Source organism: Pseudomonas sp. HMWF032, from assembly GCF_003060885.1.
GTDB lineage: Bacteria > Pseudomonadota > Gammaproteobacteria > Pseudomonadales > Pseudomonadaceae > Aquipseudomonas.
In genome coordinates this window covers 1-24010 of the sequence record NZ_QAIG01000001.1, presented here as the reverse complement: position 1 = coordinate 24010, position 24010 = coordinate 1, and the positions used below count along the sequence as shown (strand labels likewise).

The following is a 24010-nucleotide window of genomic DNA, read 5'->3' as shown; positions in this document are numbered from 1 at the left end:
AGGATCTGCTGCGGTAAATGTTCGAGAAAAGGTTTCAGTGATGCGTTGGCAGGCTGGGCAGTGCGGTGCGCGGTTCGGGTGCGTTGGCTTCGTATTGGCTGTACCAGGCCATCAGCCCGGTAATCGCCATCGGCTTGCCATAAAAATAGCCTTGTGCGTAATCGCTGCCCAGGGCGCGGATGAGTTGATCATCGGTGTGCTCCTCAATGCCCTCGCAAATCACCGTAAAGTTAAAGCTGTGGCACAACTCGATGATGCTGCGCGCCACGCGCTGCAGTTGCGGGTCTTGGCTGATGCCTTGGACGAAGGATTTGTCGATTTTGATGCGCTGCACTTTCAAGCTGCTCAAGTACGACAGCGATGAATAGCCCGTGCCAAAGTCGTCCAGGGCAATATCGATACCCAAGGCATTGACGCTCTGCAAAATCTTCTGCGATTCGTTGAAGTTGGCGACGGAAATGGACTCGGTCATTTCCACCAACAATTGATTTGCGCCTATAGGGGTGTCCACCAGCCATTGTTGCAGGCTATCGGCCAGGCGCAGGGTGAATTGCGAGGGCGCAACGTTGACGGAAAAATACAACTGCGTGCGCATATCCTGCGGCAGCTTGCCGATGTCCTGCTTGAGGCGTTGCAGCAGCCAATGCCAGAACTGCAGGCCGAGTTGGTTGTTTTCAGCCAGCTCAACCACTTCTAGTGGCGAAATGAAACCCATGGCCGGATGGTTCCAGCGCAGCAACACCTCAACCCCGAGGGTGTCGCGTTTGAGACCGATGATGGGTTGGTAATGCAGCGCCAGGCCTGAAAAGTTGCCCTTGAGTGCACGGCGCAGGTCGCTCAATAACTGGCGGCTGCGTAAGTAACGGTTGTTGATTTCTTCATCAAACACCTTGAGTCCGCGCGCATGGCCAAGGCGCAGTTCGCGAGCGGCCAGGGTGGCGCAGTAATAAAGCTTTTCGGCGCTGTGGATCTGTTCGCTGTCAAACACCACGCCAATGCGCGCATTGACCTGAAAGAGCTGTTTGTCATTCTGAAAGTCAAAACACAATGCAGCGCTCAGCGCTTTCAAGGTTTCCATCACAAGATGAGGCGGAAAGTGTTCGGCAAAGGTGATGAGGAATTCATCGCCACCGACGCGGGCGATAAAACTACCTTCAGGTTTGAGCGTGTTCAGCAGGTTGCCAATGCGGCTGAGCAACTGATCGCCCGCTTCATGGCTAATGGTTTCATTCACCGCGCGAAAGTTGTTCATCTCAATCACCGCCAGGGCGCTGTAGGTCAGCCTGGTTTTGTTGGCGTTATGCAGCGCCAGCATGGTTTGCCGGTTAGGCAGACGAGTCAGGGCGTCGTAGTGGGCCAAAAAGTTATTGCGCCGGCTTTCCAGAAACAGCATCAGCAGCAAAGCGCCGCCGCAAAACAACAAGCCCAGCAGCAGGGTTTGGGTGAGAAAGCGCTGGGCATGCACCTCATCGACAATCCGCGCCGCCTCAGGGCCGGTGAAGTTACGCACGATCAATTGGCGAATGGGCAGCCTGAATGCCTCGTAAGCTGCGATGCGTTGCTCAATGGCATCGCCCGGTGTGAGTGAGGCTGACAGCAGCAGGTCTTCATCATTTTTCAGCTGGGTAAACAGCTTGTCCGCCAGCGCTTGCGCGCCAAATCGCTCGCGGATAACGCGGTTTTCCTCGCCGGTCAAAAAAACCGTCAGGCGGTTCCACAACAGTTCGTAATCAAACTGCATCTGGGCGGCAGACGCGGCATTGACTTGAAACAACCGCAGGCTGGTGTGGAACTTGATGAACTCCTGTTCCAGCTGCGCCAGCGACCAAGCCGACAACTGAATGCGCGTGGCGGTCAATTCCGCGCTGCGCTGGTTATTGATTAGGGATGCGACGATGCCCACGGCAAAGCCCAGGGTCACCACCAGCAAAAACACATAGCGCAAACGGCGCATTGGATTAGTCGCTGATCGTCAGGGATTTGAGCTGCCAGACCATGGTCTGGTGAAACTCTTCTTTGCGCAGTTGTGGGTATTCGCTGAGCGGATAAATGATCCAGATCGGGCCTTTGTCACGCACACGCATCACTTGGTCGTTGCTGCGTGTGGCCAAAATCACCGGGTACTGCATGGCCGCCGCGGTGCCAAACGAAATGCTGTAGTCATTCAGTGCGGTGGCCGAAATCGTCGACCCTTTCGCCCCCATTGCATTGAGTAACGCGCTGATACGCACACCGCTGTAGGTGGCACTGCCTTCTGTCCACGGTGTGGTGGTGCTCACCTCGGTTTGTGGCATGGCATCCAGGCGCGCCAGATCAAAGTAGGCCGTACCTTGCGGACAACAGGCCAGATTGCCTGAAATGCTCAGTATGACCGGGTCTTTGGGGGGCGTGGCGAAGGCGTTGTCAGCCAGTAGCGGCTGCGCCGAGAGCAGGGCAGCGAGGGCCATCAGCAAGGCAGGCAGGCGTCAGCGTCTTAATACTCAATGATGCCGTGGCGATATCGCGGTAGTGATGTCACTTAAACTTCAAAGGGGGCAGTCGGTCTGGCTCAAAGCGGTTGCATTCATCAGAGGGGCTGACTGATCAGCTAATCGTGCCTTCTTTCATCCGTAACAGTGCCCAAGCTTTCAAGACATTCACTTCGCTTGCTGGCCAGGTGGAAGCTACGCTTTTGCTCGGCTCTTAGCTTAATCCTTCAAGTGCGTCACCTCACAAACCAAAGAGGAAGCAGAGATGAAGATGAAACCCTACTCGACGATGAAGACTGTGCTCAGCACCTTAGTCATCTCGATCGTTTGCGGGCCTTTGCACACCGCACAGGCGTGCACACGCCTCGTATACGAGACGGGCAATCAGTCCTACATCACTGGACGGTCCATGGATTGGATGGATCCTGCCGCCAAAACGGCGCTCTGGGTCTTTCCCAAGGGTATGGAGCGCGACGGGACGGTTGGAGAAAATCCAATTAAGTGGAGAGCCATGTATGGCTCAATTGCTGTCTCTTTTTATGATGTCGGAACGGCCGATGGCATGAACGAGAAAGGGCTTGCTGCCAATCTGTTGTATCTGAAGGAAGCCGAGTGGGGGGATGCAACCAATACGGGAAAGCCCACCCTGACCGCTGGTGCTTGGGCGCAGTATTTCCTTGATAACTACGCAACAGTGAAAGAGGCGGTTACCGCAATGGCCAACCCGCCATTTGCCATCATTGCGCCGACACTGCCAAACGGCAGCGCGGCAGGCTTGCATCTTTCGATTTCTGATGCCACGGGCGACTCTGCGATCCTTGAATACATCGATGGCAAGCTCGTCATTCACCACGGTTCGCAGTACAAGGTGATGACCAACTCGCCCACGTTCGACCAGCAACTAGCCCTTAACGCCTATTGGGAACAGGTCGGCGGAAGTAAATTCCTTCCGGGTACGATCAATGCGGCCGACCGTTTTGTCCGGGCCTCTTATGCTCTTGGCGCCTCACCTAAGTACGAAGATAACGACCTTGCACTCGCATCGGTGTTCTCGCAAATTCGCGCTGTGAGCGTGCCTCTGGGCATAGCGGATCCAGACCGCCCGAACCTCGCGATGACACTATGGCGCACCTTTGCCGACCATAAGGCGAAGATTTACTACTTTGAGTCTGCTGTCTTTCCTGCCGTGTCTTGGCTCGACATGAACAAGATTGATTTAACAGAAGGTGCTGCTCCGAAGGTCGTCAGGGTTGAGCGTGGGCAGTTCCTTGCGGGTGAGCTTTCGGCAGTACTCAAGCCTGCGGAGCCTTTCAAGTGGCTTGGGGCCGAGTGATCGGGAGTACCGAGGTGGCAAGGCAATACGCCACTCCTTAACTCTGTGTTGGAAAATTCTGGAACGAGTCACTCCAGCTGACGGCTCCTTGGGGCCGTCGCTGATCTCGATTGAATGGCCCAGGATTTCGTAGGGGCTCAATTTTTAAGAGGAGGTTATGGAAAAGACCACAACCTACTCCAATCCCATGAACGGGCTGGAAAGGTCGTGTGCAAAAGCGTAAGGCCACCGCAGCTGTTTAAGGGCCTGTACGGTAAGAATCAGAAGGCAGCGAGAATCTGGCCTAGCACGGCCATTGCCTCTTCGCTCTGCGCATCCCAGGGATGGCCGTAATTCAGCCGTGCGCAGTTGCCGAAGCGCCGGGTGGCCGAGAAGATCGGCCCCGGTGCCAGGCTGATGCCCTGGACCAGGGCCAGTTGGAACAGGCGCAGGGCATCGACCTGTTCGGGAAACTCGAACCAGAGGAAGTAGCCGCCGCTGGGACGGGTGACCTTGGTACTGGCCGGGAAGTGCCGCGCGGCCGAAGCGAGCATCGACGCCTGTTGCGCCTCCAGGGCATGGCGCAGCTTGCGCAGGTGGCGATCATAACCGCCGTGCTGCAGGTAATCGGCCAAGGCGGCCTGGGCCGGTACGGAGGGCGAGAGGGTGGTCATCAGCTTGAGTCGACTGATTGGCTCGGCATAGCGTCCGCCGGCCACCCAGCCGACCCGGTAACCCGGTGCCAGGCATTTGGAGAACGAGCCGCAGTGCATCACCAGGCCGTCACGGTCGAAGCTTTTCACTGGTTTAGGCGGCTGGCTGCCGAAATACAGCTCGGCGTAAACGTCATCTTCAATCAGCGGCACCTGATGGCGCTGCAGCAGTTCATACAACGCGCGTTTTTTGTCATCGCTCATGCTCGCGCCGAGGGGGTTTTGCAGGCTGCTCATAAACCAGCAGGCCTTGATCGGCAGACTGGCCAGGCGCTCGTTCAACACATCCAGATCGATGCCTTCACGCGGGTTGACCGGGATTTCCACGGCCTTGAGCTTCAAGCGCTCCAGCACCTGCAGCGTGGCGTAAAAGGCCGGTGCCTCGATAGCCACCAGATCACCGGGTTGGGTGACGGTTTGCAGGCACAGGTTGAGGGCTTCCATGGCACCACTGGTGATCACCAGTTCTTCCAGCGGCAGCATCACGCCGCTGACCATATAGCGCAGGGCTATTTGCCGGCGCAGGTTGGGGTTGCCCTCGGTCATATCGGCGATCACCGCCTGCGGTTGCATATCGCGCACGCTCTGGGCCATGGAGCGCGCCAGGCGCGGCAGGGGAAACAGCTGCGGGCTGGGGAAGGCCGAGCCGAACGGCACGGTGCCGGGGTCTTTGAGTGAGGCGAGGACCGAGAACACTAACTCACTGACATCCACCTCGGTGGTTTGCGTTGGCTGCTGGCTGGTTTCCGGTTCGGCCAGAGAATCTCGCGCCAGCTCGCGGACGAAGTAGCCGGAGCGGGCGCGGGCCTGGATCAGGCCGCGGTCCTCCAGCAGGTAATAGGCCTGGAACACCGTGGACGGGCTCACCCCGTAGGTACGGCTGGCGTGGCGTACCGAGGGCACTTTTTCGCCAGGGGCGAGCATGCCGCTGCGGATCAGTTCGGCAATCTGGTCGGCGAATTTCTCGTAGCGCTTCATCGGGTCCGTAGGGGCGGCCAGTAAATGACCGCACTCTACGGGGAGTTGCCTGGCCATGCGACTGTCAGCGTCCACGCGGCGAAAGAAAAATACTCTGCGTTTGCGCCTGCTCGCGGCTATCGGCCAGGTTATGGATTGCGAAGCGCACGGGCAGGGTGCTGGCCTCGGTCTGTTCGCTCTCCAGCACCACGGTCACCGGGACATCGAGAATTTCCCCGGGGCTTAGCTGCAACTGCTGCGGTGCCTCCAGACGCAGGCCGGGGCTGTCGAGCAAGGTCAGGCCATAACGCTGCGGCTGTTGGGTCTTGTTGATCACCTTGAGCAGGTAGGTGTTCTCGATCTGCCCCAGCGGGTTCTCGCGGAACATGCTGCGATCCTTGGCCGAGTCGATGGACAGCATCGAGCGCGCACTCAAGGCCCAGACAAAGGCCGCGAGCATCAACACCAGGGCGATGCCATAGCCGATCAGCCGTGGTCGCAGCCAGTGGGTTTTGCCGCCTTGCAGTTCGCGCTCGGAGTGGTAGCCGACCAGGCCTCGGGCGTAGCCCATCTTGTCCATGACCGAATCGCAGGCATCGATACAGGCCCCGCAGCTGATGCAGTCGATCTGCAGACCATCGCGGATGTCGATTCCGGTCGGGCACACCTGTACGCACAGCGTGCAGTCAATGCAATCGCCCAGGCCCTCAGCCTTGTGGTCGCTGTCCTTTTTGCGCGGCCCACGGCCTTCACCGCGTTTGGCGTCGTAGGCCACCAGCAGGGTGTCATCGTCAAACATCGCACTTTGAAAGCGCGAATAGGGGCACATGTGCACGCAGACCTTCTCACGCAACCAGCCGGCGTTGAGGTAGGTGGCGGCCATAAAAAACAGCACCCATACCAGCGTGCCGACGTCCAGTTGCAGGCGCAGCAAGTCGCTGGCAAGTGTGCGGATTGGGGTGAAGTAACCGATAAAGGTCAGCGCCGTGATCAGGCTGACGCTCAGCCAGATCGTGTGCTTGGCACTGCGCCGCACCAGCTTGTTCAGCGACCAGGGCGCAGCATCCAGCTTGATGCGTTGATTACGCTCGCCCTCGGTTACTTTTTCCGCCCACATAAACACCCAGGTCCACACACTCTGCGGGCAGGTGTAGCCACACCACACGCGCCCGGCCACCACGGTGATGGTGAACAGACCAAAGGCGGCAATGATCAGCAGCGCCGACAGCAGGGTGAAATCCTGCGGCCAGAATGTCGCGCCGAAGATGTAGTAGCGGTGCTCGGCCAGGTTCCACAACACCGCCTGGCGGCCGTCCCAGTCCAGCCAGGCGGTGCCGAAGAAGATCAGAAACAGCAGGCCCGCGCCGTACAGGCGCAGATTGCGAAAGCGGCCGCTGAAACTGCGGGTATGGATTGGTCCGCCCGCTTGTGACGGCGTCAGGCGGATAGGCTGGCGCGGGTCGATGGTTTCGATGATCTGCGCGGGAATTCGTTCGCTCATTACGGGCCTCGTCGGGCTTTATCAGGCGAGGCGCATGATGCGAGCGCAGCTGTCTGGATAACAGACTCAGGTTTTCCAATAAAAAGCGGATCAGATGGCGGGGCAGGCAAGCGCGAAGCGTTCACGATATTCTGGCTGCCCTTTCCTGAACCTGAACCGAAGCCCACCTATGCTGGTTATCTCCAACAGCGTTCACCTTGCCGACGATGAAGTTGAGCTGACCGCCATTCGTGCTCAAGGAGCCGGTGGGCAAAACGTCAATAAGGTGTCCAGTGCGGTACACCTGCGATTCGACAGTCAGGCGTCGAGTCTGCCGCCGTTCTACAAGGAGCGACTGCTGGCCATGCGCGACAGTCGCATCACCACCGGTGGCGTTGTCATTATCAAGGCTCAGCAGTATCGCACTCAGGAGCAGAACCGAAGCGATGCGCTGGAACGCCTGGTCGAGTTGATTCGCAGTGCCGCAAAGACCGAGAAAGCCCGCCGTCCGACCAAACCGACGCTGGGCTCAAAGAAGCGCCGCCTGGAAGGCAAGAGCATTCGCGGCACGATCAAGGCCGGGCGCGGTAAGGTCGATTTTTAGGTGCCTATCCCGTTGAACCTGAATTGAAGTGCCGAGTTTTGTGAGGCCGTGTAGGGTTTTCAGGTCGGCATATTTGACTAGAGTGCATGAATGAAGACGACCCTCGATGAGCTTTTGGCTTTTGTTCGCGTGGTTGACAGCGGTTCGATCAGTGCAGCGGCCGAACAGTTGGCACAGACAGCGTCCGGTGTCAGCCGTGCCTTGAGCCGCCTGGAAGAGAAACTCGCCGTCACCCTGCTGCGGCGCACCACTCGACGCCTGGAGTTGACGGAAGAGGGCGCAGTTTTTCTAGTCCAGGCCCGCAAGATTCTCGATGCGGTGGACAGTGCCGAAGAACAGATGAAAGTGCGTCGGCAGAAACCCGCCGGGCGTTTACGGGTCAATGCTGCCGCGGCGTTTATGCTGCATGCGGTGGTGCCGCTGGTAGCGGGATTCCGTGAGCGGTATCCGGACATTCAGTTGGAGTTGCACAGCAGCGACCAGATCATCGATCTGCTGGAGCAGCGCACCGATGTGGCCATTCGTATTGGCTTGCTGCGTGATTCCACTCTGCATGCACGGCCTCTGGGCGCCAACCGTTTGCGCGTACTGGCCAGCCCAACGTACCTCGCAGCCCATGGCATGCCGCACGGTGTCGAAGAGCTGAGTCAGCACAGCCTGCTCGGCTTTACCCAACCCGAAAGCCTCAATCAGTGGCCGTTGCGTCATGCCTTGGGCGATGCCTACAGCATCGCCCCGAGCCTGAGTGCGTCCAGCGGCGAGACGCTGCGTCAACTGGCGTTGGCAGGTGCTGGAATTGTTTGCCTGGCGGATTTTATGACCGCCGCTGACCGCGCCAGCGGTGAATTGGTGCAGCTGTTGGTGAGTGATACCGTCGAGGTGCTTCAGCCGATTCATGCGGTCTACTACCGCAATACGGCGCTGGCCTCGCGCATCACCTGTTTTCTTGACTATCTGAGCAGTCAGCTGTCCACCTAGCCACCTTTGCGCTGTGCGTTGCACGGTAGGGGCAAGGATGGCGATGCGTCAGACGAAGCGCTGCAGGCCGCTTTGCAGGGCCAGATCCCAGGGCGCGACAGGGCCGAAGCGCGCCTTGAGAAACTCCAGCAACAGGCGGCTGCGCGAGTCGGTTTCACGTTCCAGGCGCAAGGCGTAGATGCCGCTGGGTTCGGGAGCAGGCAGGCCATTTTCGCAGAACAGCGGTAGCAACTCACCGCGCAGCAGGTAATCACTGATCAGCCAGGTGGGCAGGTGGGCGATCCCTAAGCCAGCAAGGGTGCTGAACAGCAGGGCTTCGGCATTGTTGGCGGTCATGCGCAGGCGCTTGGGGCGGCATAGTTGCAGTTTGCCGTCCTGCTCGAAGCGCCAGGCGTAGGGCGGTGCCAGGCTGTCCCAGTCGAGGCCGTCATGCTCCAGCAGTTCGTTCGGGCTGCGCGGTACGCCACGTCGGGCCAGGTAATCGGGGCTGGCACAGACGACGCGCACCATGGGTGAGAGTGCTGTGGCAACCAGGCGTGTGTCTGCCAGCGGGCCGATGCGCAGCACCAGATCGACTTCTCCGAGGTGGGTGCCATGCAGGTCGACAAAGCTGTCGATCAGGCGCAGTTGCACATCCAGGCCGGGGTAGGCCATCAGAAACTCGGCGATGGCCGGTGCCAGATGACGGCGGCCGAAGGGGGCGGGCGCATCGATGCGGATCAACCCTTCCGGCGCGCTGCTCAGGGAAACTGCTTCGGCGCGGGCCAGATGCAGCTCGGCGAGAATGCGCCGGGCCCGTTCGGCAAAGGCCAGGCCGGCAGACGTGGCGCGTACGGCGTGGGTGCTGCGGCTGAATAGTTGGCTGCCCAGTGAGCGCTCCAGGGCATCGATGCGCCGGGCCACGGCCGAGGGCGTCAGCGGATGGCGGCGAGCGGCTGCGGAAAAACTGCCGGTTTCCAGCACGTCGATAAACAGGCTGAGTTGATCGGTCAGGGTGTCGGGGTTCATGGTGGGGCTCGGCTGTGCGAATTATGCAAAGCCATTGTGCGTTGCTGTGCGTTTCGCTGCCAGTGGCGAATGATTAGTCTGTGCGGCATCTTTCTGGAGGCCTGTGATGACGCTGTTCGACTTTGCCTTGAACCTGCTGCTTGGACTGATTCTGGGTACGTTGGGCGGCCTGTTTGGCATTGGTGGTGGGTTGATTGCGATTCCGGCGCTGGGTGTGCTGTTTGGCCTGGATCAGCAACTGGCTCAGGGTACGGCGCTGGTGATGGTGGTGCCCAATGTGTTGCTGGCGTTGTGGCGCTACCACCAGCGCAATCGTATTGACTGGCGTCATGCCCTGGCCCTGGCGCTGACCAGCCTGTTGTTTGCCCTGGTGGGCGCGGGCTGGGCGGTTGAGCTGGATGCAGCGCGCATGCGCCTGGGGTTTGTGGCTTTTCTGGTGCTGTTGGCGGTCTACAACCTGTCACGGTTGGTCAGCAAGCCGGCCACGCTTGCCGTGGGGATGCGCTATCCCTGGCCCTGGTTGACGCTGTTGGGCAGCGGTGCGGGATTGCTAGGCGGGGTGTTCGGCGTGGGGGGGGCGGTTCTGGCGACACCAGTGCTGACCTCGGTGTTCGGTACCAGTCAGGTGGTGGCGCAGGGTTTGTCCCTGACTCTGGCGGCGCCGAGCACGGCAATTACCCTGGCGACTTATGCCCTGCATGATCACGTTGACTGGTTGCTGGGCGCTCCCCTGGCATTGGGCGGTTTGCTCAGCATCAGCTGGGGGGTGAAGTGCGCCCATGCGTTGCCTGAGCGGGTATTGCGTGGGTTGTTTGTCGGCTTTCTACTGCTCTGTGCAACCCTGCTCGCACTTAAAGTCTGAAGCCTTCGACAATCTGCTCGGCCAGTGTCTCTGTAACCTGCGACTGGGTCTGGCTGTTGCGCAGTAAAACGATGCTGGCAGAGGGCAGGCCCGGCATACCCTCTGCCTCGCCGAGGATTTGCAAGTCCGGGGTAATCAGGCTATGCAGTTGCGCGGTAATCGCCAGGCCAGCACTAACCGCCGCCATAATTGCCGACAGGCTGGGGCTGGTGTAGGCAATGCGGAAGTTACGCCCCTGGGCATCCAGGCCATTGCAGGCCCAGGAGCGGCAGAAACAGGAGGAGTTGAACATTGCCAGGGGCAGTGTTTCCAGCTCATGCAGGTTGGTGTTGCGCGCCTGCGCCCAGACCAGGTGTTCCTGGCGTAACAGCTGGCCGATCTCCGTGCCGGGTTCGCGGGTGACGATGGTCAGGTCCAGATCCTGGCGTTGCAGCAGCTGGAAGGACGGCTCGCAGTGCAGTTCCACCTGAACCAGCGGATAAGCCTGCGCGAAGCGCACCAAAATGCCCTGCATAAACCGCATCACATAGTCGTCCGGCGTGCCGATGCGCACGGTGCCGACCATATGCGGCTCGCGCATGCTGTTCATCACTTCCGCATGCAGCTTGAGAATGCGCCTGGCATAACTCAGGAGCAGCTGGCCCTCTGCCGTAAGGCTGAACTGGCGGCCGTCGCGCAGAAACAGTGGGCGCTGTACCACGTCTTCTTCCAGGCGTTTCATCTGCATGCTGACGGCCGATTGGGTGCGGTTGACCATCTCTGCTGCGCGGGTAAAGCCGCCGTGATCAGCAATCGCGACAAAGGTGCGCAGCAGTTCGCTGTCGATGCTTGGGTAACTGGCCATTCATCAATCTCTGAGATGTATTGCATAAGAAACATTCGTTGGATTGATCATAAGGCCCGCATGAGACTGTCGCCAACCCCACAAGGAGGGCGACGAGATGAAAGGGCAGAAAGGTTATGCCGTGGTGGGTACTGGGCGCACACAGGCGTTCCGGCCATTAGGTGTGTTGTGCAATATTGGCCGGCAGTTTCAGCGCTGGTGGCAGTTGGCTGAACAGCGTCAGCGTTTGGCGATGTTGGATGATGCGGCCTTGAAGGATCTCGGCTTGAGTCGGGCTGATGTGATGCAGGAAAGCGAACGGCCATTCTGGGACGATCCGCTGGCGCGTTGAGTTGCCGTGTCGCTCAACTCAGCGGCCTATTCGATTTCGCTACATGCAGCGGTACGCAGCGTGTATCGGCAGATCACTGGAGCGGCGCGCGGGTGGCGCATCCGCTACAATGCGCGCCGAATTTGTCTTGCCCGAGAGTCCGCCATGTCCGCTTGTCAGTCCCCGATTATCGTTGCCCTGGATTTCCCGACCCGTGATGCTGCGCTGGCATTGGCTGATCAGCTCGATCCCACGCTGTGCCGGGTCAAGGTGGGCAAAGAGTTGTTCACCAGCTGCGCCTCTGACATCGTCACCACGCTGCGTGACAAGGGCTTTGAGGTGTTCCTCGACTTGAAATTCCATGACATCCCCAACACCACGGCCATGGCGGTCAAAGCCGCTGCCGAGATGGGCGTGTGGATGGTCAATGTGCACTGCTCGGGCGGTCTGCGCATGATGGCGGCGTGCCGCGAAACCCTGGATACATTCAACGGCCCTAAGCCGTTGTTGATCGGGGTGACTGTGCTGACCAGCATGGAGCGTGAAGACCTGGCCGGCATCGGTCTGGATATCGAGCCACAGGAGCAGGTATTACGCCTGGCTGGCCTGGCTAACCAGGCTGGAATGGACGGCCTGGTATGTTCGGCTCAGGAAGCTCAGGCGCTTAAGGCGGCTTACCCGGGGCTGCAACTGGTGACTCCGGGGATTCGTCCGGCTGGCAGCGCCTTGGATGACCAGCGCCGTATTCTGACTCCGCGTCAGGCCCTCGACGCGGGTTCTGACTACCTGGTGATTGGTCGCCCGATCAGCCAGGCTGCCGATCCGGCGCAGGCGCTGGCGGCGGTGGTGGCGGAGCTGGCCTGATCTGCTGCGGCAAGTTCGGTTTCGCGCTTGCCGCCTGAATCTGCTTGAAAGGTTGTATACAATCGCTGCATTTCGACTAGCCAGGTTTTCTCCATGCATCCCGCCGCCGAAGATTCGCCACTGGGCAAATCCAGCGAATACATCGCTACCTACACCCCGTCTTTGCTGTTCCCGATTCCGCGTGCCGCGAAATGGGCCGAGTTGGGCCTGAGCGCCGAGACCCTGCCGTACCAGGGCGTGGACTTCTGGAACTGTTTCGAGCTGTCCTGGCTGCTGCCATCGGGCAAGCCGGTGGTGGCCATGGGCGAGTTCGCCATTCCCGCCGACTCGCCGAATATCATCGAGTCGAAATCCTTCAAGCTGTACCTCAACTCGCTGAATCAGTCGGTGTTCGGCACTGCTGACGAGCTGCTGGCGGTGCTGACACAGGACCTCTCGGCAGCCGCCGGTAAACCGGTTGGCGTGCGCGTGCGCAGCCTGACTGAGGTGGTGGCCGACGGTGTGCAAGCCGCGCCAGGTATCTGCATTGACGAGTTGGATGTTGCCATCAGCAACTATGCACAGCCGCAACCAGAACTGCTGCGTTGTGATGCCGGACGAGTAATTGAGGAAAACCTGCACAGCCATCTGCTCAAATCCAACTGCCCGGTCACCGGTCAGCCGGACTGGGGCACGCTGGTGGTGCAGTACCGTGGCCTGGCGCTGGATCACGCCAGCCTGCTGGCCTACCTGGTGAGCTTCCGCCAGCATGCGGATTTTCACGAGCAGTGCGTGGAGCGGATCTTTCTCGACTTGCAGCGCTTGCTCAAGCCTGAACATCTGACAGTCTATGCGCGTTATGTGCGCCGTGGCGGTCTGGACATCAACCCCTATCGCAGCAGTGGGCCTATCAGCCCCGATAATCAACGCTTAGTGCGCCAGTAATGCAAAACCCCAGCTAGAGCTGGGGTTTTCATTAGCGCTGCGTGCGTTTAGATGCCCATATTCGCCAGACTCTGCAGGATATTGCGCAGGGTGCCGGCAAGAGTCGGGTGGCTGGCTTCGAAACGTTCTACCGCGAGGTTAACCCCGTCGATCAGCGTGGCGTCAGGGGCCGCTGCAGCCTGGCGTGCCAGTTGCAGTTCAATTTCCTGGGTCAACACATACAGCTCGGCGCGTTCCTCTTCACTCAGCGGCGGCTGCTCTGCCAGTTGGTCGCGCAGATCTTGCAGTTGTTGCTGCAGGCGGCTTGCAGGCATGGAATTCTCCCTTCAATGATTGACTGTTTGACTGACCTTGCGCAGGGGCGAAAGGTTCGGCATGTCTTGAGGTTAATCCAAGCCAAGAGGCTTTGCTTGCTTTGGATCAAGCGCCAGGCGATGTGTTATCCGGCAAGCGGCATCAAGGTTTTTCACCTTTCTGACGACGCAAGCTGAGATCGGCCAGGCAGGTAGGCAGATCGCTGAGTTGATCGATTACTGAGTGCACGCCCAGGCGATAAAGGCTGAGGGTAGCCTGGCTGCGCAGGCGGTCACGCTCGCGAATTGGCAGACTCTGCCAGTCAGCCGGCGCTTGACCACAGAGGGGGCCGCTGATGGCCAGACCGATGGTCCAGATGCCCGCATTCAGAGCGGCTTGCAGTAAGCGCGGCTCACCGCTGACCAATACACAGCCGGTGAGCTGTTCAACCTGCAGCTCCAATAGGCTGAGCCAGATGGCATCGGGTGCTGGCCATGGCCGATGACTGCGATTGGGTGTGCCCGAGAGCCAGTCCGGCAGAGCACTGGCCAGGCAGATACTCGCATCGCGCGGCAGCTCGTCCAGCCAGGCGCAAGGCACGCCTTGCTGACGTAGCTGCTCCAACAGCGGCAGAGCAGCGTGCGTGGTCTCGCTATGTTCCTGTGCAGTGCTGCAGAGTGCCTGCTGATAGGTTTGCCACTCGGTGGGCAGCGGCTCCCGCCCCAGGCATTGGGCAAGGCTGTGCGGTTCATGTGCATCGGGGTAAAGCCGTTGCAGAGTCAGCGGCACACTGCGGGCACCAAAGTCCACAAGGCAACCGGACAAGCTGAACAGTACGGCATTAAATGCCGGCGAGGATGCAGAGTTATGCATGAGCCATCCCTAGATATGGTCTAGTCCAATTTAGCAGTGTTGCATGACAGGCTGATGACGCATGGGTGGCCAGGTGTCGCCGCCTTGCGGGCCGTTACCGGCTAGATTTTCAGGTATTTGCGCATCCGCTATGCTGTCTTTCTGAGTTGCCGCCTTATACTGCGCCATCTGATGTGGCTGCTGAGTTGTGCGGCCTGAATGCCTTCAAGGAGCGACTGTATATGCGTGTTACCGGTGCGAGCTGGATTGAACGACTGGGCTTGCTGATTGCCTGTACAGGCATGTTATTGCTGCCTGCATTGGTGCAAGCTGAGGAAGAGGATCCATGGCAGGGTTACAACCGTTTCATGTTCAAGGTTAACGATAATGTTGATGCCTATACCCTAAAGCCGTTAGCCAAGGGGTATCAGGCTGTGACGCCGCAGTTCTTCGAGGATGGTGTGCGTAACGTCTTTCGCAACATCGGTGATGTTGGCAACCTGGCGAATAATCTGCTTCAGGGCAAACTGCACGATGCCGGTGTGGACAGTGGCCGTCTGATTTTCAACACGACCTTCGGCGTGCTCGGTTTTTTTGATGTGGGCACGAGCATGGGGTTGCAGCGCAGTGATGAAGACTTCGGTCAGACACTGGGTGTCTGGGGGCTCAACAGTGGTCCGTATGTCGTGCTGCCATTGCTGGGGCCAAGCACTGTACGCGATGCTGCCGGGCGTATCCCGGATATTATGCTGACAGCGCCGATGCACATCAGCCATGTGCCTACACGTAACGTCGTAAGCGGCGTTGAGGTGGTTGATCTCCGCGCCAGACTACTCTCCGCTGAGCGTTTGGTGAGTGGCGACAAGTACATCTTTGTGCGCAATGCTTACTTGCAGAACCGTGAGTTTAAAGTGCGTGATGGCGCAGTCGAAGACGATTTCTGAGTCTGTTGGCTGAAATAAAAAGGCGGCCCTAGTGGCCGCCTTATCGTTTGTTCTGGCTGAATCAATTCATTGATATGATCGCCAGCCCCAGTGCCTGTCGACCATCTTCAAGTTCGGATACGCGAACGACTTCTGCCTGAGCATCCAGTCCACGCAACTCGTTGTGATCAGATGCAATATGGATACGCACCTTGTCGCCCATTTTCACATTGCTTCTGGCTTCAAGTTGCATGCCCGTACTAGAGAGATCCAAGCACAACGCTGGAGTTTCCTGCCCCTCATGGTGCAAGGTAACAGGTGCCTCAAGCCGCATGCGGATGTAATCGCGTTTCTCGCTGTAAGCACGATCATTCTGACTCATGGGGCACTTTCCTCTTGTTATGGGGGTTGTCCTGAGACTCTTATAACCTTGCCCGATTTGAGGTGTAAAGTCGTGTTACGACGACCGGCGCACGCTTGAATCAGCTAGCAGATGGGAGTACCGTCTGCGCCGTGATGCAAGCTGACTCTGCGCGGACAGACCTGCGGTCTGACGCATATGCCAACCTAAACCCGGCGTAGTTTGCCTGGATATCCCATGCACATGACCAGTGCCACGCTGCTGATAATCGACGACGACGATGTAGTGCGCGCAAGCCTTGCCGCCTACCTGGAGGACAGCGGTTTTCATGTGCTGCAGGCCAGTAACGGTTTGCAGGGGTTGGATGTGTTCCGCGCCGAGTCACCGGATTTGGTGATCTGTGATCTGCGCATGCCGCAAGTCGATGGTCTTGAGTTGATCCGCCGCATCAATGCCCTTCAGGTAGAAACCCCGGTCGTTGTGGTCTCCGGTGCAGGCGTGATGAGCGACGCCGTTGAGGCTTTGCGCCTGGGCGCTGCTGATTATTTGATCAAGCCCTTGGCCGATCTTGCTGTGCTGGAGCACTCTGTGCGCCGTGCCTTAGACCGTGCCAACCTGCGTCTGGAAAACCAGCGCTATCGTGAGGAGCTGGAAACTGCCAATCGTGAGCTGCAAGCCAGCCTGCACTTACTGCAAGAAGACCAGAATGCTGGGCGCCAGGTGCAGATGAACATGCTGCCAGTGACGCCTTGGCAAGCTGATGGCCTGAGTTTTGCGCACCAGATCATCCCTTCCTTGTACCTCTCCGGCGATTTTGTCGACTACTTCCGTGTCGATGACAGCCGTATTGCGTTTTATCTGGCAGATGTTTCCGGGCATGGAGCCTCTTCAGCATTCATTACCGTGCTGCTGAAGTTTATGACCACCCGGCTGTTGTATGAGTCGCGCCGAGTGGGCAGCTTTCCGGACTTCAAGCCCTCAGAAGTACTCGGTCATATCAATCGCGGCCTGATCAACTGCAAGCTGGGCAAGCACGTGACGATGCTTGGCGGTGTGATCGATCAGGCGAGTAACCGTCTGACTTACAGCATTGGCGGTCATTTGCCTTTGCCAGTGCTTTACAGCGATGGTCAGGCGCGTTATCTAGAAGGGCGTGGCTTACCGGTTGGGTTGTTTGTCGAAGCTGAGTACAAAGATCTGGAACTGGAGTTGCCAAAGGCCTTCAGTTTGACGTTACTCTCTGATGGCATTCTCGATCTGCTGCCAGGTGATACCTTGAAAGACAAGGAAACCCTGTTACCGCAGCTGATCAGCTCTGCTGGTGGCACCCTGGATGGCCTGCGTACGGCTTTTGGGCTGGCCAATCTGGGGGATATGCCGGATGATATTGCCTTGCTGGTGTTGAGCAGGAACCTTGCATGAACCCTGGGATAAGCCCCGGTAGAATTCAGTTTGCCGAACAAGATGGTACCTTCATCCTGAAGTTTGTGGGTGAGGTACGCCTGACACTTTGTTCGGCCCTGGATGCGACCATTGAGAAAATCTTCACTGCGCTGAATTTCTCAGCCATCGTGATTGATCTGACCGAGACCCGCAGTATCGACAGCACGACCCTTGGGCTTTTGGCCAAGCTGTCGATTCTCTCGCGGCAGAAGATCGGTCTGTTGCCGACAGTGGTGACCACCCACGCCGATATCACTCGACTGTTGCAGTCGATGGGGTTCGATCAGGTCTTCAATATCGTCGACACACCTGTACCGTGTCCGGATTGTCTGGACGACCTGCCGTCGCAGGATCAGTCGGAAGAGCTGGTGCGCGCCAAGGTGCTGGAAGCGCACCGCATTCTGATGGGGCTGAACGACTCCAATCGCGAAGCTTTCCACGATCTGGTCAATGCCCTCGAACACCACTGACTCGGGCCATTCAACAAACGGGGCGCTCAATGAGCGCCCCGTTTGCATTCAGGTTATTCAGGCTTGAGCAGTCAGCAGTTTTTCCAGCTTTTCCTGATCGCGGGCAAACAGACGAATGCCTTCAGCGAGTTTTTCCGTGGCCATGGCGTCTTCATTCATGGCCCAGCGGAATTGGCTTTCGCTCAGGCTCTGCTTGGCTTCGGCAGCTTTGCCAGGGCTGAGTAGACGCGCCAGTGGCTGCTGGTCATCGGCCAGTTGCTGCAGCAACTCTGGGCTGATGGTCAGGCGATCACAGCCGGCCAGTTGTTCGATTTGGCCGATATTACGGAAGCTCGCGCCCATCACCACGGTCTGGTAGGCGTTGGCCTTGTAGTAGTTGTAGATGCGCGTAACCGACTGCACGCCGGGGTCTTCTGCGCCGACAAAATCACGGCCTTCAGCCTTCTTGTACCAGTCGTAGATGCGCCCGACGAAGGGCGAAATCAAAAATACGCCGGCATCGGCGCAGGCCTGGGCTTGGGCGAAAGAGAACAGCAGCGTCAGGTTGCACTGAATGCCGGCTTTTTCCAGTTGCTCGGCGGCGCGAATGCCTTCCCAGGTCGAGGCGATCTTGATCAGTACGCGCTCGCGACCAATGCCGGCCTCTTCATACAAGCCAATCAGGCGTTCAGCGCGGTGCAGGGTGGCCTGGGTGTCGAAGGACAGGCGCGCGTCCACCTCGGTGGAAATACGCCCCGGAATGATCTTGAGGATCTCTCCGCCTACTGCGACGCCGAAGTGATCGCAGGCCAGGCCGAGGTCGCCCTGGCTGGTGTCGACGGCACGTTTCAGCTGTTCGCTATAGCCAGGCATGGCAGCGGCTTTGAGCAGCAGGGAAGGATTGGTGGTGGCATCAACCGGCTTCAGGCGGGCGATGGCGTTGAGGTCGCCGGTATCGGCGACCACCGTGGTGAACTGCTTGAGTTGATCCAGCTTTGAGGTCATGACACAGCCTTGTCGTTGCAGATGCACCGACCTTACCCGAGTCAGCGGCCTTGCAGCAATTGCGCCGCTTGATCGAACAGCGCCAAGGGCTCGCTGGCCTTGTGGATATCCACCGAGAGCAGTTGGCGAAAGCGCCGCGCGCCGTTGAAACCCTGGCCCAGGCCGAGCATATGGCGGGTGATGTGGTGCATGCTGCCGCCTTCTGCGAGGTGCGCGGCGATATAGCTGTGCATGCTCTGCATCGCCTCGAAGCGGCTCATTACGGCGCGCGTTGAGCCGAACAGCAGTTGGTCCACCTGCGCCAGCAGGTAAGGGTTGTGATAAGCCTCGCGGCCCAGCATCACGCCATCGAAGGTCTGCAGGTGCTGTTGGCAGTCTTCCAGGGTCTTGATGCCGCCATTGAGGATAATTTCCAGCTCGGGGAAGTCCTGTTTGAGTTGCGCCGCGACCTCATAACGCAATGGCGGTATTTCACGGTTCTCCTTGGGTGAGAGCCCTTCGAGAATGGCGATGCGCGCATGCACGGTAAAGCTGCGGCAGCCGGCATCGCGCACGGTGCCGACGAAGTCGCACAGCTCGGCATAGCTGTCGCGGCCGTTGATACCAATTCGGTGCTTCACCGTAACCGGGATAGCCACCGCATCTTGCATGGCTTTCACGCAGTCAGCTACAAGTTGTGGGTGGCCCATCAAACAGGCGCCGATCATGTTGTTCTGCACCCGATCACTCGGGCAGCCGACGTTGAGGTTCACCTCGTTGTAGCCTGCGGCTTGTGCCAGCTTGGCGCATGCCGCCAGATCCGCCGGCACGCTGCCGCCGAGCTGCAGGGCCAGCGGGTATTCCGCCACGTTGTGTCGCAAAAAGCGTTCTGCATCACCGTGCAAAATGGCCCCCGTGGTGACCATTTCGGTGTAAAGCAGCGCGTGCCGTGAAAGCTGACGCAGGAAAAAACGGCAATGACGATCTGTCCAATCCATCATCGGCGCAACGGAGAAGCGACGGGACACCGTAGGCGGCGAGGTTGCTGGGGTTAAGCCTTGTAGCATGGGTGTCTCCGGTGTGCGTGTTTCAGGCGTGTTTCCAGGGGGGGCGGGCATTTTTAAAGCTGGGTGGTGGGCTGTACCGCCCCAGTGCTTGCGTGTACCGACGGCCAATAGGATGTACCACCATGGCAACGATCAGACCGCGAAAGAGGGCTGATGGCACGGTCAGTTACACCGTACAAGTTTGATTTTAAAAATGGGGGTGTAAGTTTACACAGAGAGTTAGACCTTCGCGCGCAAGAAGGCGGCTGAGGCGAGTCACTTCTTGTCGACGGCGTCCGTGATCTTGGAGCACCGTCGAGCAAGATGGCAGTGTTCCTGTTATTGCTAAGCCTAAAAGCCTTCCAGAACAATCTTGCCGCGTGAAGTGCCACTTTCCAGTTGAGCGTGGGCTCGCCGCAGGTTATTGGCGTTGATGCGGCCGAAGTGCTCGCCCAGGGTGGTGCGCAAAATGCCGCCGTCGACCAGTTGGGCGACCTGCTCAAGCAATGCGTGTTGGGCTTGCATGTCCGGGGTTTCGAACAGCGAGCGGGTGTACATGAACTCCCAGTGCAGCGACAGACTCTTGCGCTTGAGTTTGACCACATCAAGCTGGGCCGGGTCGTCGATCAGCGCCAGTTGCCCCTGGGGTGCCAGGGCTTCGATCAGCTGGTCGTAGTGCTGGTCGGTGTGGGTCAGACTGGCCACATGGTCGACCTGCTGGATACCCAATTGCTGAAGCTGTGGCAGCAAGGGCTGGCTGTGGTCGATCACATGGTGGGCGCCCAATTGCTTAACCCAGGCGGCGGTTTCCGGGCGCGAGGCGGTGCCGATCACCGTCAGGCCGGTGAGCTGACGCGCCAGCTGGGTGAGTATCGAGCCAACGCCACCGGCGGCACCGATTATCAGCAGGCTTTGCCCGTGGCTGGCGCTGCCTTGGGCGATCTTCAGGCGTTCGAACAGCAGTTCCCAGGCAGTGATGGCGGTCAGGGGCAGGGCGGCGGCTTCGGCAAAACCCAGGTTCTTGGGTTTATGGCCGACGATGCGCTCGTCCACCACATGCAGTTCGCTGTTGCCGCCGGCACGTTGTAGGGCGCCGGCGTAAAACACCTCATCACCGACCTGAAACAGGCTGACGTCGCTGCCCACCGCTTGAACCACGCCGGCCACGTCCCAGCCCAGTACCTTGGCCTGGCCGTCGGTGGGGGCGACGTTACTACGAATTTTTGTGTCCACTGGGTTGACTGAGATTGCCTGTACGGCCACCAGCAGGTCGCGCGGCCCCGGCGTTGGTGCAGGCAGTTCGATGTCAAGTAACGACTCTGCGTCGCTGCTGGGCAGGGACTGGTAATAGGCGACGGCTTTCATGCAAAAACTCCGTGATAGTCAGGCAAGTGGGGTGTGGTAGGTGAGTTCGAAATTGGCCAGCAGGTGGCCGTGTTCGCGACCAAAGCGCAGAAAGTGTTCAGTCTGCCGATGGTGCTCCAGGGCGGCGGCACTGCGCCAGATTTCCAGCATGTAGAAACACTCAGGCGTGTCGCGGTCCTGGTGCAACTCATACTGCAGGCAGCCAGCTTCGGCCCGACTGGCCGGCACCAATTGGCGCAAGGCGGCTTCAAGTGTCGGGCCATGGCCTGGATGGGCGTGCAGGGTGGCGAGTAAATGTATGGTGTTGCTCATGGGCGCGCCTCGCTGTCATGCGGGTATGCCGGGTAATCGCTATAACCTTGGGCATCGCCACCGAACAAACGGCTGCTGTCAAAGTCGGCCAGTGGCAACTGTTGGGCGAGGCGCACCGGCAGGTCGGGGTTGGCTATAAACGGGCGGCCAAAGGCGATCAAGTCCACCAACCCTTGCTGCAGTAAACCCTCGCCGCGCTCACGGGTATAACGCCCGGCCACGATGATGGCGCCGTGATACGCCGCACGCAGCTTCACGCGAAATTCATGGGGAATCTGCGGGGCGTCATCCCAGTCGGCTTCCGACAGGTGCAGATAACCGACGCCTACGCGGTCAAGGTACGCGGCAGCCTCAAGGATGGTCGGGATAATGTCCGGGCAGGCCATATTGCGCGCGGTAATAAACGGTGCCAGGCGCACACCCACCCGCGCCGCGCCGATTTCTTCGGCCGCTGCGCTGACCACCTCTTGAAGAAAACGCAGGCGTCGCTCGCGGCTGCCGCCATAAGCGTCGGTGCGCTGATTAGAGGTGCTGCGCAGAAACTGGTCGATCAGATAGCCATTGGCGCCATGGATCTCCACCCCGTCAAAACCCGCGAGGTCGGCATTGCGCGCGGCTCGGCGGTAGTCCTCGATGATAGCGGCGATGTCGGTGGTGCTCAGTTCGCGTGGTGTTGGGCAGTCGAGCATACGGCCGACGCCATCGTCACCTACCACCCACACCTGCGCATCCGGTGCCAGAGCAGATGGCGCCACCGGCAAAGCATCGGCATGAAAGCTGGAATGGGACATGCGCCCCACGTGCCAGAGTTGCAGGTAGATGCGCCCACCGGCGGCATGCACGGCATCGGTCACTTGCCGCCAACCGCTGACTTGCTCGGCACTGTAAATGCCCGGAGTAAAGCTGTAGCCCTTGCCCTGTGGGCTGATCTGCGTGGCCTCCGTGATGATCAGGCCGGCGCTGGCACGCTGGGCGTAATACTCGGCCATCAGTGCGTTGGCACTGTCGCCGGGCTGGCTGCTGCGGGCGCGGGTCATGGGGGCCATCACAATGCGGTTGGGCAGTTCACGGCCAGCCAGGGTTATGGGTTGAAACAGCGTGCTAGTGGTCATGTGCGGGGTCCTTGTTGGCAGGTTCAGGCCGGTGCGCCGGCGTTGTTCTGATAGTGATAAGTGCTGGGCAGGGGTTGCGCGGCTGGTGCATCCAGTTCCAGCAGCAGACCGCCGGGGAGCTGTACGAAGATTTGCCAGAGACCGTCTTCCGGCACCTGAGCGATCTGATGGGGCAGGCCACTGGCTTGTACTCGCTGCAATACCACCGCAGCATCGCTGTCGGTGTACAAGGCAATATGGCTGAGGATAGGTTCGCTCACATCGCCGCGCTCAATGACATGCACCAGCGCCTGGTCGCCCTGATACAGCCAGCGGCCGGGGAACGGGAAGGGCGGACGTGGGCCCGGCTGCAAGCCGAGCAAGTCGCCGAACAGGTGCTGCAACGGCGCGCCGTCGTGGGTGTTGAATGCCAGGTGATCGAAGTGCCAGGTCATGGCCACTGCTCCGTGGTGGGCGTGGTTGCATGATCAAACAATGGTAGTGGCGGAAAAAGCCGGGTAAAAAGGAATCACTTGTTAAGAGTTTTAATCAATGAGCTCGATTCTTGATCTGGATATTTTCGTGCGCACGGCCGACAGCGGCAGTTTTTCCGCGGCGGCGCGGGCCCTTGAGCTAACCCCGGCCGCGGCGAGCATTGCCATCAAACGCCTGGAAACCCGCCTCGGTGTGCGCCTGCTGGTGCGCTCCACGCGCAGCCTGCGCCTCACCGATGAAGGCCGCCGTTATCTGGACAGCGTGCGCCTGGCCCTCGGTGCCCTGGCCGAAGGCGAGCAGGCGCTGAAGGCCCATACCCTGGGCCTGAGCGGCACCCTGCAATTGGCCGCGCCCTCGGATTTCGGCCGTAACGTGCTGTTGCCCTGGTTGGATGAGTTCAAGCAGCAGCACCCGCATATCCAGTTGCGCCTGCTGCTTAATGATCGCAATGCCGACCTGTTCCGCGAGCCGGTGGACATCGCCTTGCGCTACGGCGTACCGGTCGACTCCAGCCTGGTGGCCTTGTCCATCGCACCGCAGCACCGCCGGATGGTCTGCGCCAGCCCGGCCTACCTGGCGCAGCATGGCACGCCGCAGAGTCCGACTGAGCTGGCCGATCATCGGGCGGTGCTGTATCTGCGTAATGAACGCGCCTACGACCTCTGGCGCTTCAGCCGTGGCAGCGAGGTGCAGGAGGTGCGCGTCAGTGGTGATTATGTGTGTGACGACGGCGAAGTGGCGCGGCGCTGGGCGTTGGCCGGGCACGGCATCGTCTACAAGGCGCAACTGGATGTGCAGGCCGACCTCGATGCCGGGCGTTTGATGCCGCTGCTGACGGACTGGCAGGGCGAGAGCGCGCCGTTCAATCTGTTGTGCCCCCATCGCGCCCAGGTGTCCGAGCGGGTCAAGCTGTTACAGGCGTTTCTGCAGCAGCGCTGTGCGGCCTTGCTGGCTTAAAAGAGCTTACTGTCAGCTGGCTGCCACGGTCACTGTGATGAATCAGGCCACCCGTGCGATGCGGCTGACGGGCATACAGGGCTTGCTCCAGGGCATCCAGTACGAAGTCCGTCC

26 protein-coding genes are annotated in these 24010 nt (G+C 59.5%); 11 read left to right on the top strand and 15 right to left on the bottom strand.

What is annotated here, in order from left to right:
* Positions 1–34 precede the first annotated feature (34 nt).
* A complete protein-coding gene (locus DBR00_RS00130; protein WP_108488381.1) occupies positions 35–1954 on the bottom strand; it encodes a bifunctional diguanylate cyclase/phosphodiesterase in 1920 nt (639 codons plus the stop codon).
* Between the two features lie 4 nt (positions 1955–1958).
* Entirely contained in the window at positions 1959–2447 is a 489-nt protein-coding gene (locus DBR00_RS00125; RefSeq protein WP_108488382.1) for a molybdopterin-dependent oxidoreductase, read from the bottom strand.
* 286 nt (positions 2448–2733) lie between these two features.
* On the opposite strand from DBR00_RS00125, the gene DBR00_RS00120 reads away from it, so the two are divergent.
* Complete coding sequence (locus DBR00_RS00120; RefSeq protein ID WP_108488383.1) at positions 2734–3801, top strand: linear amide C-N hydrolase; 1068 nt, start codon at positions 2734–2736, stop codon at positions 3799–3801.
* A 260-nt stretch (positions 3802–4061) separates the two neighbouring features.
* Here the strand turns inward: DBR00_RS00120 and mapR are convergent, their stop codons facing one another.
* Together mapR and ccoG are read right to left on the bottom strand one after the other, a co-directional pair.
* Entirely contained in the window at positions 4062–5471 is a 1410-nt protein-coding gene (gene mapR, locus DBR00_RS00115; RefSeq protein ID WP_108488384.1) for a GntR family transcriptional regulator MpaR, read from the bottom strand.
* A gap of 64 nt (positions 5472–5535) precedes the next feature.
* The gene (gene ccoG / locus DBR00_RS00110; RefSeq protein ID WP_108488385.1) at positions 5536–6951 is read right to left on the bottom strand and encodes a cytochrome c oxidase accessory protein CcoG; all 1416 of its coding nucleotides are present in this window, start codon (positions 6949–6951) and stop codon (positions 5536–5538) included.
* 169 nt (positions 6952–7120) lie between these two features.
* On the opposite strand from ccoG, the gene arfB reads away from it, so the two are divergent.
* Positions 7121–7534, top strand: coding sequence for an alternative ribosome rescue aminoacyl-tRNA hydrolase ArfB (gene arfB, locus DBR00_RS00105; RefSeq protein WP_108488386.1), 414 nt, complete (start codon positions 7121–7123; stop codon positions 7532–7534).
* 90 nt (positions 7535–7624) lie between these two features.
* On the top strand, positions 7625–8512 hold the full coding sequence (locus DBR00_RS00100) for a LysR substrate-binding domain-containing protein (RefSeq protein ID WP_108488387.1): 888 nt from the start codon (positions 7625–7627) through the stop codon (positions 8510–8512).
* A gap of 48 nt (positions 8513–8560) precedes the next feature.
* On the opposite strand, the gene DBR00_RS00095 is transcribed toward DBR00_RS00100, so the two are convergent.
* A complete protein-coding gene (locus tag DBR00_RS00095; RefSeq protein ID WP_108488388.1) occupies positions 8561–9520 on the bottom strand; it encodes a LysR family transcriptional regulator in 960 nt (319 codons plus the stop codon).
* A 106-nt stretch (positions 9521–9626) separates the two neighbouring features.
* On the opposite strand from DBR00_RS00095, the gene DBR00_RS00090 reads away from it, so the two are divergent.
* Positions 9627–10382 carry a sulfite exporter TauE/SafE family protein gene (locus DBR00_RS00090; protein ID WP_108488389.1) on the top strand — a complete coding sequence of 252 codons (756 nt, stop codon included), beginning with the start codon at positions 9627–9629 and terminating at the stop codon, positions 10380–10382.
* Here the strand turns inward: DBR00_RS00090 and DBR00_RS00085 are convergent.
* Positions 10372–11226: a LysR substrate-binding domain-containing protein gene (locus DBR00_RS00085; RefSeq protein WP_108488390.1), complete on the bottom strand. Its 855-nt coding sequence runs from the start codon at positions 11224–11226 to the stop codon at positions 10372–10374. The genes DBR00_RS00090 and DBR00_RS00085 overlap by 11 nt on opposite strands.
* A gap of 97 nt (positions 11227–11323) precedes the next feature.
* Between DBR00_RS00085 and DBR00_RS00080 the strand changes: the two genes are divergently transcribed.
* The 3 genes from DBR00_RS00080 to queF all read left to right on the top strand — a co-directional run bounded on the left by DBR00_RS00080 (position 11324) and on the right by queF (position 13324).
* Entirely contained in the window at positions 11324–11557 is a 234-nt protein-coding gene (locus DBR00_RS00080) for a DUF1127 domain-containing protein (RefSeq protein ID WP_108488391.1), read from the top strand.
* 144 nt (positions 11558–11701) lie between these two features.
* Positions 11702–12400: an orotidine-5'-phosphate decarboxylase gene (pyrF, locus tag DBR00_RS00075; RefSeq protein ID WP_108488392.1), complete on the top strand. Its 699-nt coding sequence runs from the start codon at positions 11702–11704 to the stop codon at positions 12398–12400.
* A 93-nt stretch (positions 12401–12493) separates the two neighbouring features.
* Positions 12494–13324: an NADPH-dependent 7-cyano-7-deazaguanine reductase QueF gene (gene queF / locus DBR00_RS00070; RefSeq protein WP_108488393.1), complete on the top strand. Its 831-nt coding sequence runs from the start codon at positions 12494–12496 to the stop codon at positions 13322–13324.
* 47 nt (positions 13325–13371) lie between these two features.
* On the opposite strand, the gene DBR00_RS00065 is transcribed toward queF, so the two are convergent.
* Together DBR00_RS00065 and DBR00_RS00060 are read right to left on the bottom strand one after the other, a co-directional pair.
* On the bottom strand, positions 13372–13638 hold the full coding sequence (locus tag DBR00_RS00065) for a DUF4404 family protein (protein ID WP_108488394.1): 267 nt from the start codon (positions 13636–13638) through the stop codon (positions 13372–13374).
* Positions 13639–13780: 142 nt separating this feature from the next.
* A complete protein-coding gene (locus DBR00_RS00060) occupies positions 13781–14491 on the bottom strand; it encodes a phosphatase (RefSeq protein ID WP_108488395.1) in 711 nt (236 codons plus the stop codon).
* Between the two features lie 221 nt (positions 14492–14712).
* On the opposite strand from DBR00_RS00060, the gene DBR00_RS00055 reads away from it, so the two are divergent.
* A complete protein-coding gene (locus tag DBR00_RS00055) occupies positions 14713–15414 on the top strand; it encodes a VacJ family lipoprotein (RefSeq protein WP_108488396.1) in 702 nt (233 codons plus the stop codon).
* 61 nt (positions 15415–15475) lie between these two features.
* Here the strand turns inward: DBR00_RS00055 and DBR00_RS00050 are convergent, their stop codons facing one another.
* A complete protein-coding gene (locus DBR00_RS00050; RefSeq protein ID WP_108488397.1) occupies positions 15476–15775 on the bottom strand; it encodes a PilZ domain-containing protein in 300 nt (99 codons plus the stop codon).
* A 216-nt stretch (positions 15776–15991) separates the two neighbouring features.
* Between DBR00_RS00050 and rssB the strand changes: the two genes are divergently transcribed.
* Positions 15992–17176, top strand: a complete 1185-nt coding sequence (gene rssB, locus DBR00_RS00045) for a two-component system response regulator RssB (protein WP_108488398.1) — start codon at positions 15992–15994, stop codon at positions 17174–17176.
* Between the two features lie 8 nt (positions 17177–17184).
* Positions 17185–17667 carry an anti-sigma factor antagonist RssC gene (rssC, locus tag DBR00_RS00040; protein WP_108488407.1) on the top strand — a complete coding sequence of 161 codons (483 nt, stop codon included), beginning with the start codon at positions 17185–17187 and terminating at the stop codon, positions 17665–17667.
* A gap of 57 nt (positions 17668–17724) precedes the next feature.
* Here the strand turns inward: rssC and tal are convergent, their stop codons facing one another.
* The 6 genes from tal to DBR00_RS00010 form a co-directional block, all read right to left on the bottom strand.
* Positions 17725–18651, bottom strand: coding sequence for a transaldolase (tal, locus tag DBR00_RS00035; RefSeq protein ID WP_108488399.1), 927 nt, complete (start codon positions 18649–18651; stop codon positions 17725–17727).
* A gap of 41 nt (positions 18652–18692) precedes the next feature.
* On the bottom strand, positions 18693–19697 hold the full coding sequence (gene dusA, locus DBR00_RS00030) for a tRNA dihydrouridine(20/20a) synthase DusA (protein ID WP_108488400.1): 1005 nt from the start codon (positions 19695–19697) through the stop codon (positions 18693–18695).
* Positions 19698–20027: 330 nt separating this feature from the next.
* Positions 20028–21041, bottom strand: a complete 1014-nt coding sequence (locus tag DBR00_RS00025; protein WP_108488401.1) for a zinc-binding alcohol dehydrogenase family protein — start codon at positions 21039–21041, stop codon at positions 20028–20030.
* Positions 21042–21059: 18 nt separating this feature from the next.
* Positions 21060–21353, bottom strand: a complete 294-nt coding sequence (locus tag DBR00_RS00020) for a putative quinol monooxygenase (protein ID WP_108488402.1) — start codon at positions 21351–21353, stop codon at positions 21060–21062.
* A complete protein-coding gene (locus DBR00_RS00015; RefSeq protein ID WP_108488403.1) occupies positions 21350–22465 on the bottom strand; it encodes an alkene reductase in 1116 nt (371 codons plus the stop codon). The genes DBR00_RS00020 and DBR00_RS00015 overlap by 4 nt, the downstream gene beginning before the upstream one ends.
* A 23-nt stretch (positions 22466–22488) precedes the next feature.
* Positions 22489–22899 (bottom strand): hypothetical protein, encoded by a 411-nt coding sequence (locus tag DBR00_RS00010; protein ID WP_108488404.1) that lies wholly within the window; start codon positions 22897–22899, stop codon positions 22489–22491.
* Positions 22900–22996: 97 nt separating this feature from the next.
* Here DBR00_RS00010 and DBR00_RS00005 point away from each other — a divergent pair, with 97 nt between their 5' ends.
* Positions 22997–23896 (top strand): LysR family transcriptional regulator, encoded by a 900-nt coding sequence (locus DBR00_RS00005; RefSeq protein ID WP_108488405.1) that lies wholly within the window; start codon positions 22997–22999, stop codon positions 23894–23896.
* Positions 23897–24010 lie beyond the last annotated feature (114 nt).